Here is a 12,703-nt window from a genome sequence, read left to right on the forward strand (position 1 = left end):
TAAGTTTTTTAATTAGTTTAAAAGAGCTAATGTCAATATTGATATTGGCTCTTTTTCTCATAAAAACAAGAGCATGAAAAACCTACTTATTGCTATATTTTGTATCTCTTTTGCCTATTCAGCTGTTGTAAAAAATATTGGTGAGGATGATAAAAGCAAACACACAATAACAAAAACCATTATTGTATATGGAAGTGATACCTGCCATTTTTGTGTAGATACGAAACAATTTTTAAAAGATAAAAAGGTTACGTTTGTCTATTATGATGTGGATGTGAACGAAGAAAAACTCAAGGAAATGTTGTTTAAATTGCGAAAGGCGAACATATCGACGTCCAATTTGAGTTTGCCTGTGATTGATAAAGATGGAGAAATTTTTACCAATAGTGAACCTTTTGAAGAATTTCTTAAAAAAATACTAGAATAGCATGAAATTCAAGAAACCCAAGCTAAGTTTTTGGCAAATTTGGAACATGAATATTGGCTTCTTCGGAATTCAATACAGCTTCGGATTGCAACAAAGTGCGGTAACGCCAATTTATGATTTTTTAGGCGCCGATCCTGCCGATATTCCTATTTTGCACTTGGCAGGACCTGTAACAGGTTTGTTGGTACAACCTATCATTGGCGCGTTGAGTGACAAAACATGGCATCCTAAACTTGGAAGAAGAAAACCGTATTTCTTTGTAGGCGCATTAATTTGTAGCGTATGTTTGTTAGCTTTTCCATTTAGCAGTTCGTTGTGGATGGCAGCAGGCTTACTCTGGATTTTAGATGTGGGAAACAATACTGCTATGGAACCCTATCGCGCGTTTATTGCGGACAAACTTGACAAAGAACAGCAACCGCTTGGTTTTCAAATGCAAAGCTTTTTTACAGGGTTGGGACAAGTATTATCAAACGTTTCGCTCTTTATATTTCCGATGATTTTTATAGGAATGACAGGTTCGTTACCAACGTGGGTGTATGCTTCTTTCTTTTTAGGAGCTATTTGTTCTATCGGTTCTATTTTGTGGACGATGAAAACGACTCCCGAAATTCCACCAACACCCGAAGAATTAGAAGCCTTACGAAGTGAAAAGCGCAGTGTTTTTCAACCATTCATTGAAATTTATGAAGCTATTGGCGACATGCCCAAAGTAATGTGGCAATTGGCGCTCGTTTATCTATTTCAATGGTATGCATTGTTTTGTTATTGGCAAAATTCATCAAAAAGTGTAGCACTTTCGGTATGGAATGCCACGCCAAAGAGCGATCCGCAAGCGTATGAACAAGCGGCAAGTTGGACAGGTTTGGTGAACGGTTGGTACAATGCTGTTACCTTTTTAGTTGCGTTTGCGTTGGTTGGTTTTGCTAAAAAATACAGTCCTAAAATGGTGCATGCAGGTTGTTTATTGCTTGCCGCCATAGGATTTTTAGTATTTCCGCATATTGAAGATAAAAACTTGCTATTCTTCGCCATTACTGGATTCGGAATTGGCTGGGCAAGTATTATGGGAATTCCGTATTTAATGGTTGTTCACGACATTCCGAAAGAACGATATGGTGTGTATATGGGCATTATCAACATGATGATTGTGATTCCGATGATTCTTCAAACATTATCATTTGGGTATGTTTTAGAACACTTTTTAGGAAACGATCCGCGAAATGCCATAACGTTTGCAGGCGTTTTACTGTTGATTAGTGTAGTTTGTACGTTACTTATCAAATCGAAAACAACACAAAAAGTCGCCACAACATGATGAATTCATCGTACATAAAAGCAAAAGAATTACTCTTTAAAGCACGTTCGGAAAAAGGATTTTTAGCAAGTGCTGAAAATATTACCAATTACAAACGTATTTGGGCGCGCGATGGTGTTATTTGTGGATTATCTGCATTGCTTGATGGTGATGCGGAACTGATTCAAACTTTTAAAAATACCTTACAAACCCTAGCGAATCATCAGCACGAGTTGGGACAAATTCCTTCCAATGTCTATTTTAAAGCAACAAATGAAGTCGAATTGAGTTTTGGCGGATTGGCAGGACGAGTCGACACCGTTTCTTGGTTCATTATTGGAGTTTGCAATTATGTGTCGATAACGAAAGATGACGAATTTTTATCGGATGTATTTCCCAACATCGAAAAAGGCTTAAAGTTGTTAGAAGCTTGGGAATTTAACAATAACGATTTGCTATATGTGCCACGCTCGGGAAATTGGGCAGATGAATACATTACGGAAGGACATACATTTTACGATCAAGTGTTGCGATTATGGGCATTACGATGTGTGCAAAAAGTACGTCCGTCAGAAGCTTTTCAATCAAAAATTGAGCGAATTACCGAAAAACTGAACGGAAATTATAGAAAAACAAATTATCAAACACCATTTCACCCCAAAGCGTACAACCAATTAGAAGATACATCGTACTGGGTGGCTTCGGTGAATCCGTCAGGATATCAAACGATGTTTGATGCCTTTGGAAATTCCATTGCGCAATTGCTACAATTGGGAGATGCTACGTTTCAAAAAAGAGGAATACGGTATGCCGAAACCTTACGAGAAAGCTTGCCTTTAAAATTAGTACCTGCATTTTGGAAACCTATTAAAGAAGATGATGACGATTGGAAATTGCTCGTAAATAACTGTAAATATGAATTTAGAAATTTTCCTTACGAGTTTCATAATGGCGGTACGTGGCAAATGGTGAATGGTTTTTATGGAATGAGTTTGGTGCAACAAAATTATGTAGAAAATCCGAAGCAAGTACTTGCCGCAATTCAACAATTAAACGCGAAAGAAAATTACGGATTTTACGAAAATTTCAATACCAAAACAGGAAAAGCAATTGGAGTTCCGCAATGTACATGGAGTGCCGCTGGGGAATTATTGCTAACACAATATATAAACGGAAAAAGATTAATAGTGTGATTACAAATAAACAAATAGATATACTTTGCGTTGGCGAAGCATTGGTTGATTTTATCGGACATCAAGATGGTGTACTCATAAGTGATACGCGCGATTATCACAGGTATTTGGGCGGTTCGCCTACAAATGTCGCTATGAATACAGCACGTTTGGGCTTGCAATCTACTTTAGTAGCAACCATTGGAAATGATGGTTTGGGAAGTTATATTGTAGAGCGATTAAACGAAATCAATATTGATACAACACATATCAAACAAACAAAAACGCATCCTACATCGGTCATATTTGTGTCGCGTTCCAAAGATACACCCGATTTTATTCCTTACAGAAGTGCCGATTTTCTAATCACCGAAGAGCAACTCCCTTCAGAATTATTACAACAAGCAAGCATATTTCACACTACGTGCTTTGCGTTGAGTAAAAATCCGGCGCAAGAAACTATTATTCAAAAAGCAGCAGAAGCTTTTGCGTTGGGTTGTAGGCTCAGTATCGATATTAATTATTCCGAAAAAATTTGGAGCGACAAAGCAAACGCGCTTGAGATTATCAAAAAATATTGTAGTTACAATCCTTTGGTAAAAATCAGCGAAGACGATATTGCGCGCCTGTTCGGTACAGAAACTTCACATGATGCGGTATTTGATTTCTTCCATTCATTAGGCGTTGACATTGTATGCTTGACTTTGGGAAAACACGGCGTAAAACTCTCTCAAAAAGGGAAAGACTTAGTTCTAATGCCTGCCATAAAGATTAATAAAGTTATGGATGCTACAGGTGCAGGCGATGCGTTTTGGTCAGGATTTTTATTTGCGTATCTCAAAGAAAAATCTATTGAAGACTGCTTGCATATTGCTTTACAATTGGCTGCGTTAAAACTTCAAAATGTGGGTAGGTTGCCTAATAATATTAATATTCTCTCTGAACTTCTTAAAAAGTAGTCCGTACACATATCAAAATCGATTTTTTTTAGATTTTTAGTGGTATTAATGGAGTAAATCTTACAACTTAGCGTAGATGGTGGTTTAGTTTTTTTAAAACTTTTTGGCACTTCCTTCAAAATTCAACAGATACATTCCTGACGACAAGTTGCTTATATCAATGACTGTATTGGAAATGAACTTGATAGTATTTATTTCTCTTCCCAACATATCATACAATTTTTTTTTTGAAAGATCATATTTAATGCCTTCAATCGTGATTTGATGAGTTGCTGGAGTTGGATAGATTTTTATCGTTGCTACTTCTTCATTTTCTATGTGTAATGTAACCGTATATTCGATAGCACCAATATCAGGATTACGATCTCTTGTTGTGTTAAAGAAATCAATTGTAGGTGCATCTTGCAATGCTGTAGAAGGATTTCTGGCCTTAGAAGTCGCTTGCAAAGTAAAATCAAATTTTTCTGCATTTACAAATAATAAATCAACTATTTGCGTGTTGACTTGTCGGGAAGCAACATTTGCGTTTTCGCTAATAGGACCATCCGTTCCATCGATAATATTATTATCAAACCATCTGCAGCAGCGATAGGAGAAGCAATTGCAGATTTACTCAAATTGGAATCAATCACACTGATATTTATTTCTAGAATACAATATTTTGGATTAAAAATTTTACAAGCGTATACATTATGAATATTGTATAAAATTTCTTCACTATACATAAAAGATTAGCTTCTTTTTAGTAAATTGGCTTAGAATATGTAAAATAATAAACCAAAAAACACGCTATCAATTCCCTCATGTCAATCCTAGGCAGGATAGTTTGCAGTACAAAGCTATAGCGCTTTGTACTACACATACTATATGAATACGAAACTTTTGTATATAGATATTGAAACCACACAACAAGGTCAGATAAAAGATGTGGGCGCGTTGCTTGGCAATCGAAAATTACACACGTCTTCTGTACAAGCATTGAAACCTTTTATTAATACTGCCGAGTATATTTGCGGACACAATATTATAGCTCATGATATTCCTTTATTAGCAAAAGTACTTGGGAGTGAAATCTTTCAGCATAAAAAAATTGTAGATACTTTATTGTGGTCTCCAATTCTTTTTAATGAGAATCCTTATCATAAACTTGTAAAAGGATATAAAATTGTTAATGATAGCGAATATAATAATCCGCTTTCAGATTGTATCCTTACGGAAGAATTATTAAATAATGAACAAAACGCTTTCTCTTCTCTTTCTGCGGAGTTGAAACATATATACGCAAGTTTACTCTCAAAATCAGAAGCGTATAAAGATTTTTTACAATTAGTAGATTTTCAACCAAACCGTATAGTTTCAAATGAATTTCTACATCAATTTTTAAAAGATAGTATATGTAATCAGTCTGATATTGAAAAGATAGTACGAGAACACCCTGTTGAATTAGCATACGTAATAGCATTAATTACGGCAAATGAAAATTCTATTTTACCCAATTGGGTTCGTAAAAACCATCCGAAGACACAGCAAATTTTAGATACAATTCGTTTCCAATACTGCGGAAATGAAAGCTGTCACTATTGTAATTCTAAACTGCATCCACGTAGCGCATTACAAACATATTTTGGTTATTACAATTTCAGAAGTTTTGATGTAAATGAAATAGTAAGTTTACAAGAACAAACTGTAAGAGCAGGATTAAAAGACACATCATTTGTAGCAGTATTTCCAACAGGAGGCGGAAAATCGCTCACTTTTCAATTACCTGCTTTGATGAAAGGTGATTTGTCACGGCAGCTAACAGTTGTCATTTCTCCGTTAGTATCTTTAATGAAAGATCAGGTAGATAATTTGGAACGAAAGTTTAATATTATCAAAGCGGTTGCTATTAATGGTTTATTATCTCCTTTAGAGCGACAAGATGCTATTGAACGTGTTGAAAAGGGAGATGCAAAATTGTTATACATTTCTCCGGAGTCGTTGCGTTCGCCTACTATTTTACGAATCTTACAGCAGCGTTCTATAGCACGGTTTGTGATAGATGAAGCACATTGTTTTTCTTCTTGGGGACAAGATTTTAGAGTCGATTATTTATATATTGGTGAGTTTATAAAGGAATTACAATCCAAAGAAATTTCAAGAAATATTCCTGTTTCTTGCTTTACAGCAACGGCAAAACCAAAAGTAATTGAAGATATTAAAGCATATTTTCTATCTAAATTAAGCGTTCAACTAAAAGAATTTGTCACAAGAGCCAATCGTGTCAATTTAGAATATGAAGTAATTGATATAAAAGATACGGACAAGAAAATACGTAAATTGCTTTTACTCCTAGAAGATTGTGAAAAGCCTGCTATCATCTATGCTTCCCGAACCAAAAGAGTAGAAGAAATTCATGAGAAGATAACCGAAAAAGGATACAATGCAACCTATTTTCATGGAAAATTAGATAAGGACGTGAAGAAGCTTCATATGGATGCTTTTATGAATGATGATAAGGAAATCATTGTGGCAACTTCTGCTTTTGGAATGGGAGTTGACAAAGACGATGTGAAATCTGTTATTCACTATAATATTTCTGATTCTTTAGAAAACTATGTACAAGAAGCTGGTCGTGCAGGAAGAGATGAAAAAATTAAAGCAAAATGTTATGTGTTGTTTAATGAAGATGATTTAAACAAACATTTCAGTTTATTACAACAAACAAAAATTAATCATAAAGAAATTCAGCAAGTATGGCAAGCATTGAAATATTTGGCTAGAAAAAAAACTAACAACATTAGCAATTCCGCACTTGAAATAGCACAAAAAGCAGGTTGGGATACTGAAATTAAAGATTTAGAAACCAAAGTAAAAACTTCCATTGCTGCCTTGGAAGATCAAGGGTTTTTACAACGAAAACAAAATTCGCCACGTGTCTTTGCGGATAGTTTATTAGTTCCTAAACTTAGTAATGCCTTGGAAAAACTCAAAAAAAGTCCTATTGTAACAGAACAACAAATGACGAATTGTTCAAGAGTTTTACAACGAATCATTACAGACAAAGAATGTCGAATTGATTATATCGCTGAACGCACAGGAATGAGTATTAAAGAAGTTCAAAATACGGTTACTACTTTAAGAACACTAAAAATTTTGGGTGATGCTAGAGATTTGACAGCGTTTATCAGTTTGGTACAATCGAGAAATGGTTCAAAAAATATATTACAACGATATGTAGTTCTTGAAAAAGCACTGATTCAGTTTCTGCAAAAAGATGTAAAAATTTCTCTGCGTGAATTGAATCAGAATATGATTAATGCAAACGTTGAGCAGACTTCAATTAGTGATATAAAGAATATTCTAAATTATTGGGAGATTCGAAATTTCATCTCAAAAAAACGGATTCATAGAGAAACAGAAAGATACAGTATCAAAATAAAAGATTATGACTCTTTAATAAAAGATATTGAATGGAGACATGAGTTGGCAGCGGATACACTTGAAATCCTCATAATTCTTTATAAAAATCAAAAAGGGAAGCTTCCTAATGATGGCAAACGAGATTTACCAGTAGGTTTTTCTATGCTAGAGTTGAAAGCTAAAAATGAAGGTTCAGGACTTTTTAGTGTAGATAAAAACCATGAGATAAAGCAATACGAGCGCACATTATTATATCTCAATCAAATAAAATCTATACAGTTAGAAGGAGGTTTTATGGTGTTTTACAATCGGTTAAACATTAGAGACATCAAAGACTCTATTCGTGTTTTTACAAATGAGAATTATGAAAAAATAAGGCTTCATTATCAGCATAAAACACAACAAATACATATTGTGGGCGAATATGCAAAGCGCAGATTGCAAAACTACAAATCAGCGTTGCTATTTGTGAGTGATTATTTCAGTTTACCTTATGAAGATTTTCTGAGAAAATATTTTCCAAAAAGAAATCAAAGAGTTCAGTTAGAAAGAGCGATAAGCACAAAACGCTTCAAGCAAATATTTGGGGAGTTAGATACGGATCAGTTAGAAATAGTAAACGATGGAGATTCCGATACTATTTTAGTACTTGCAGGTCCAGGAAGTGGAAAAACTAGAGTTTTAGTGCATAAAATAGCAAGCTTATTATTGTTAGAAGATATCAAACCAGAGCAATTTTTAATGTTGACATTTTCCAAAGCTGCTTCACTAGAATTTAAAGACAGGGCGACGAAATTAGTGCCAGAATACGCGCGATTTATCAAAATAACAACATTTCATGGTTTTTGCTTTCAATTGCTAGGACAATTGGGCGATTTAGAAAAGTCGCAAAACATTATAAAAGATTGTGTAAAAGCGATTAAAAACGAAGAAATAGACATCACAGCCATAGAAAATAAAAGTGTTTTGCTATTAGATGAGTTTCAAGATGTAAGTGCGGATGAATGGGAGTTGATACAAATTATTATTAAAAAGGCAGGAAATATCAGAGTAATTGCCGTAGGTGATGACGATCAAAATATATATGAATTTCGTGGTTCATCAAACACACACATGATTGACTTTTACAAAAATTATAAGGCTAAACCGTATACCTTAATTAGAAATTATAGAAGTAGCACGCAAATTGTAACTTTTAATAATGAAATATTAAAAAATATAGAGAATCGAATTAAAACTAAAACATTAGTGCCTGCAGATGATACATTAGTTGAAAATGTGAAGCTCATACGATATACCTCAAACTACTTGGAACAATCACTAGTAAACAAACTTATTTCCGATGATTATGCAGGAACTAGAGCTGTGTTGGTAAGAACCAATAAACAAGCGTTGATGATACAAACATTCCTAAAAAGTGCAGGACAAAAAACGAAATTAATTGCTGGATTGGATGGTTTTCGACTTTCCGATTTGTATGAAATACGAACTTTTACAGAATATCTAAAAAACAACAAAAAAGAAACAGGTTTTATTTTAGATTCCATTTGGAAAGAAGCAAAGGAAGTTTTGACAGAAACGCATAGAGAAAGTATTCATTTAGAAACGTGCTATGCAATCATTTCTAGATTTGAAAAAAGTTATCCAGACTATAAACTGTTGATAGATTGGTATGAGTATATTCGTGAAATTAACATGCAAGATGCCGTGAATATACATAGCAATGTAATTCTAATAGCTACAATTCACAAAGCAAAAGGGAAAGAGTTTGATCATGTATACATGTTACTGGATACTTATAAATTTGATACAGCAGAAGCAAAGCGTGTATTATATGTAGGTTGTTCGCGCGCAAAACTTAGTTTGCAATTACATTGTAATAGTAATTTCTTTGATGAGTTTAAAAATGATGCATTCGAAACCATTTTATTTAAAGGAACTACACACCAACCTTCATCTTTTGAAATTGTCTTAAATCATAAAGAAATCAATTTGAGTTCCATAAAATTTGGAAATATACCCTATAGAATTTCAAAATTAATTTCTGGCGGTCAGTTACAAAAAGACGTAGTACAATTTAAAACTAATGACGCTTTAGGATTAGCAAATTTGAAGGGTGAAAATATTCTACTATTTTCCAAAGATTTTTTAAAAGATAAGCACGGTGTTTTTGAAAAAGATGCTTATAAACTAATGAATGGTACTGTAGAATATTTAGTCTATTGGTATGATAAAAACGAAGAAAAAGAATATACAATAGTGTTACCAAGATTACGCTACGAAAAAATTACACCCTAACTTCCTCCACCGTAGTCAATTTCGGAACAATAACATTCCAGTTATGTACGTCTTTGATTTTCACTCTAAACGCATTTAGCGAAGAAGCTTCTCCGTGTATCAAATACACTTTTTCTGGAATGTTTTTAATGGTTGAAATCCATTGTAACAATCCACTTTGATCGGCATGCGCAGACAAACTTTCTATACTTTTAATGGTTGCCTTTACAGGATAATACTTTCCGAAAAAGCGTACTTCGTGCACACCTTCTTTCAAGGCTCTTCCGCGAGTTCCTTCTGCTTGATAGCCAATCAATAATACTGTGGTAGAAGGCTCATCAATAAGTTGTTGCAAATAGGTGAGCACTCTTCCGCCCGTAACCATGCCACTTCCTGCGACAATGATTTTAGAACGCGTATCATCAATCGTTTCCCAAGTTTCTCGGTAGGATTCAATAATAGTTACATGATTGCACATCGCTTGGTACTCTTCTGGTGAAAGCTTATGCCATTTCGGAAATCGCTTAAAAACATCCAACACATTGCTGCCCATCGGACTGTCAATGAAAATTGGAATATTCGGAATCTTATTTTTTTGGTACAATTTCCATAAAATGTACATCAGCGTCTGCAAACGCTCCACGGCAAAACTCGGAATGATGAGGTTTCCTTTGTTGCGAATGGTTTCGTTAATGGTGTCAGCCAAAATTTCCTCAACATCTTCTTCAGGATGTAACTTGTCGCCATATGTACTTTCTATAAAGAGAAAATCTGCCCACTCAGGCGTTTTTGGAGCGTCTAGCAAATAATCGTTTTGTCGTCCAATATCTCCCGAAAACACAAAGCGTTTCCCGTGAATGTCCAATTCAATAAACGTGGAACCAATAATATGTCCGTTGTACTGAAAACGATAGCTGATATGCTCGGAAAGTGGTATCCAAGTAGCTTCCATTTCCACCTGAAACAATTGAATGGTTGCTTCGGCTTCTTTTTTGGTGTAAAAAGGCAACGCAGGTTGGTGTTTGGAATAGTTTTCTTTATTGGCTTTTTCGGCTTCTTCTTCGTGAATTTTGGCACTATCTTTCAAAATAATTTCCGCAATGGCAAGCGTAGGAGCAGTGCCTACTATTTTTCCTGTAAATCCTTGTTTTACCAATCGCGGTAAATAGCCTACATGGTCTAAATGTCCGTGCGTTAACAATACAATATCAATAGCAGGAACATTCACAGGCAAATCGCACCAATTGAGTTCGCGGAGTTCTTTCAATCCTTGAAACATGCCGCAATCAATCATGATATGTTTTTCAGCAGTTTCCAGTAAAAACTTAGAACCTGTAACCACGCCAGCGGCACCTAAAAAATTGATTTTTACAAACTCGCTCATGTTGTTTCGTTTGAAAGATTGCACAATAATGTAATTTCACGTAAAATTTTTTCTTGTCGTGTTTCCGAAATGTTCAAATGGTCTAGGAAAAATTTATCATGAAGCAATTCGCGACACAACACAATATCTCTACTCAATAAAAACTGCTTTTCGCGTTTTGTAAGCAATGTAGAAACCGTAATTGGATACAAACCCAATCGGTCAATTCTATCTTTTAAACTTTCATTTTCAGGATAATCCCAACTGAGCAAATACAAACCTACGCAATTTCCATACGTTAAGGCATCTTTGGTAAATCGGGTGTTGGTGACTACCCAACCTTTGGTCAATTTCGTACTTCTTTTAGCATTGCCATTCCAATGCGATTTTACATCATTATAACGCGAATGAATGTACAACGGCACTTTAACATTGCAGGCAATTCCTTGTTCGCTGTGAAACTTACACTCAATCACCGTCGTTTCTCCGTTTTTATTAGCAATGACGTCAATTTCATGTGAAACACAGGTTCCTTGCATAATTTTTCCAACATCCGTATCGTAGCCCGAATACGTCAAAATAGCACTTACAAAACGTTCAAAAGGAAATCCTGTGGGACCTAATTCGTAAATGGCTTTTTTCAGTTTGTATTTGGATGCAAAGTAACTTTTCTTTCGTTTTAAAAGGGCAAAGGCTCTGTTGTAAATTTCTTTGGTAGAAATGCCTTGATACAACTCGTCGCGTACTTTATCTAAAATCTGATTGATAAAGTTTTCATCCGCACCAGTTCGTTTTAATGAAGCGCGAAGTTTATGCAGTGAAAACTTTACTTTTTCTCCTGAAGATTTCACAATATTGAAGTCGCTTTGTGTCATGACGTATTTTTCTATAAATACCAAGAAATAATGTTAGAATACCTGTACTTTTACAAATAGGGTTTTAGTGTGCTTTTGCGTTTCTCTAATTGCTTTTCCAAATCTTTAATGGTATGTTTTACAGCTACTTCGTAATTCTCTTCATTGGAAGAAGCAAAAATTCGCGGCCCGGACAAACTTGCTTCCATCTCACAAATATTTCCCTTTCCTTTTGGATCTTTTTCACTTTTAAAAAGTACATCTACGTGAATAATCATGTCATACTTATTTGCCAGATGATTTAATTTTTCAGTCACATAACTTTCCATAGCTTCACTCGTTGCCATGTGGAGAAATTGAATATTTATTTTCATAATTTTAAAAATTTAATAGTTGAATGTTTTTACACCCTAACAAAACTACTAGAATACAAGCTCAAAAAACATGATATAGGTCATATTTGGTAACTGAGGAATGTCATTGGTAAACCGCAGAAATAATGTAACTTTGTAAGAAACGCATCAATATGAACCTAACCACACAAGCTGCTGTCGTATTTTACCAACACTTGGGAAAGCTTTTTTATGCGATTGCTTTGGCAGATGCCAACATAAAAAAAGAAGAGTTTGAAGCGATGCGAAAAGAAATTTCGCTATTAAGCATGAGCGAACATGTAAAAATTACAGATGCCGAAATTGATATTGAACACCAAATAACTTCCACATTTAAAATACTGTATTTTGACAAAGCCACTTCGGAAGATTGTTACGAAGAATTTATCAAGTACAAAAACAATAACGAATCGTTATTTACTGCTGAAATCAAAAAAGCCATTTTGAAAATTGCAGGAAAAATTGCGGGTAGTTTTTCAGATGTCAACAAGTCAGAATTGATTTTACTTGGAAAATTAAGCATCGAATTCAAAGAAAAGTCAGATACATAACAAACATTC

At 34.6% G+C, this 12,703-nt stretch carries 10 protein-coding genes; 6 read left to right on the forward strand and 4 right to left on the reverse strand.

Features of this window, described 5'->3' with window-relative positions; all coding sequences use genetic code 11:
• Positions 1-73: 73 nt before the first annotated feature.
• From C8N46_RS08595 to C8N46_RS08610, 4 genes are read left to right on the forward strand one after another with little or no spacing between them, the layout of a single operon-like run.
• Entirely contained in the window at positions 74-427 is a 354-nt protein-coding gene (locus tag C8N46_RS08595) for a glutaredoxin family protein (protein ID WP_108114470.1), read from the forward strand.
• A 1-nt stretch (position 428) separates the two neighbouring features.
• Entirely contained in the window at positions 429-1,745 is a 1,317-nt protein-coding gene (locus C8N46_RS08600; protein WP_108114471.1) for an MFS transporter, read from the forward strand.
• Complete coding sequence (locus C8N46_RS08605) at positions 1,742-2,917, forward strand: glycoside hydrolase 100 family protein (protein WP_211314485.1); 1,176 nt, start codon at positions 1,742-1,744, stop codon at positions 2,915-2,917. The genes C8N46_RS08600 and C8N46_RS08605 overlap by 4 nt, the downstream gene beginning before the upstream one ends.
• On the forward strand, positions 2,917-3,855 hold the full coding sequence (locus C8N46_RS08610) for a carbohydrate kinase family protein (protein WP_108114601.1): 939 nt from the start codon (positions 2,917-2,919) through the stop codon (positions 3,853-3,855). Before C8N46_RS08605 ends, C8N46_RS08610 begins: the two co-directional genes overlap by 1 nt.
• Positions 3,856-3,948: 93 nt before the next feature.
• Here the strand turns inward: C8N46_RS08610 and C8N46_RS08615 are convergent, their stop codons facing one another.
• Positions 3,949-4,302, reverse strand: coding sequence for a T9SS type A sorting domain-containing protein (locus tag C8N46_RS08615; RefSeq protein ID WP_158269112.1), 354 nt, complete (start codon positions 4,300-4,302; stop codon positions 3,949-3,951).
• Positions 4,303-4,722: 420 nt separating this feature from the next.
• On the opposite strand from C8N46_RS08615, the gene C8N46_RS08620 reads away from it, so the two are divergent.
• Complete coding sequence (locus C8N46_RS08620; protein WP_108114474.1) at positions 4,723-9,555, forward strand: RecQ family ATP-dependent DNA helicase; 4,833 nt, start codon at positions 4,723-4,725, stop codon at positions 9,553-9,555.
• Here the strand turns inward: C8N46_RS08620 and C8N46_RS08625 are convergent.
• From C8N46_RS08625 to hpf, 3 genes are read right to left on the reverse strand one after another with little or no spacing between them, the layout of a single operon-like run.
• Entirely contained in the window at positions 9,545-10,918 is a 1,374-nt protein-coding gene (locus tag C8N46_RS08625) for an MBL fold metallo-hydrolase RNA specificity domain-containing protein (RefSeq protein WP_108114475.1), read from the reverse strand. The two genes, C8N46_RS08620 and C8N46_RS08625, sit on opposite strands and share 11 nt — an antisense overlap.
• Entirely contained in the window at positions 10,915-11,772 is an 858-nt protein-coding gene (locus C8N46_RS08630; protein WP_108114602.1) for an ATP cone domain-containing protein, read from the reverse strand. Before C8N46_RS08630 ends, C8N46_RS08625 begins: the two co-directional genes overlap by 4 nt.
• A gap of 50 nt (positions 11,773-11,822) precedes the next feature.
• Positions 11,823-12,125 carry a ribosome hibernation-promoting factor, HPF/YfiA family gene (gene hpf / locus C8N46_RS08635; RefSeq protein ID WP_108114476.1) on the reverse strand — a complete coding sequence of 101 codons (303 nt, stop codon included), beginning with the start codon at positions 12,123-12,125 and terminating at the stop codon, positions 11,823-11,825.
• Positions 12,126-12,277: 152 nt separating this feature from the next.
• On the opposite strand from hpf, the gene C8N46_RS08640 reads away from it, so the two are divergent.
• Entirely contained in the window at positions 12,278-12,694 is a 417-nt protein-coding gene (locus C8N46_RS08640; protein ID WP_108114477.1) for a hypothetical protein, read from the forward strand.
• Positions 12,695-12,703 lie beyond the last annotated feature (9 nt).

The organism is Kordia periserrulae, assembly GCF_003054265.1.
Lineage (GTDB): Bacteria > Bacteroidota > Bacteroidia > Flavobacteriales > Flavobacteriaceae > Kordia > Kordia periserrulae.

Coding starts and splice junctions, on each gene's coding strand:
- C8N46_RS08605 (WP_211314485.1), top strand. CDS start 1,742: ATGATGAATTCATCGTACATAAAAGCAAAAGAATTACTCTTTAAAGCA.
- C8N46_RS08630 (WP_108114602.1), bottom strand. CDS start 11,772: ATGACACAAAGCGACTTCAATATTGTGAAATCTTCAGGAGAAAAAGTA.
- C8N46_RS08600 (WP_108114471.1), top strand. CDS start 429: ATGAAATTCAAGAAACCCAAGCTAAGTTTTTGGCAAATTTGGAACATG.
- C8N46_RS08620 (WP_108114474.1), top strand. CDS start 4,723: ATGAATACGAAACTTTTGTATATAGATATTGAAACCACACAACAAGGT.
- hpf (WP_108114476.1), bottom strand. CDS start 12,125: ATGAAAATAAATATTCAATTTCTCCACATGGCAACGAGTGAAGCTATG.
- C8N46_RS08625 (WP_108114475.1), bottom strand. CDS start 10,918: ATGAGCGAGTTTGTAAAAATCAATTTTTTAGGTGCCGCTGGCGTGGTT.
- C8N46_RS08640 (WP_108114477.1), top strand. CDS start 12,278: ATGAACCTAACCACACAAGCTGCTGTCGTATTTTACCAACACTTGGGA.
- C8N46_RS08595 (WP_108114470.1), top strand. CDS start 74: ATGAAAAACCTACTTATTGCTATATTTTGTATCTCTTTTGCCTATTCA.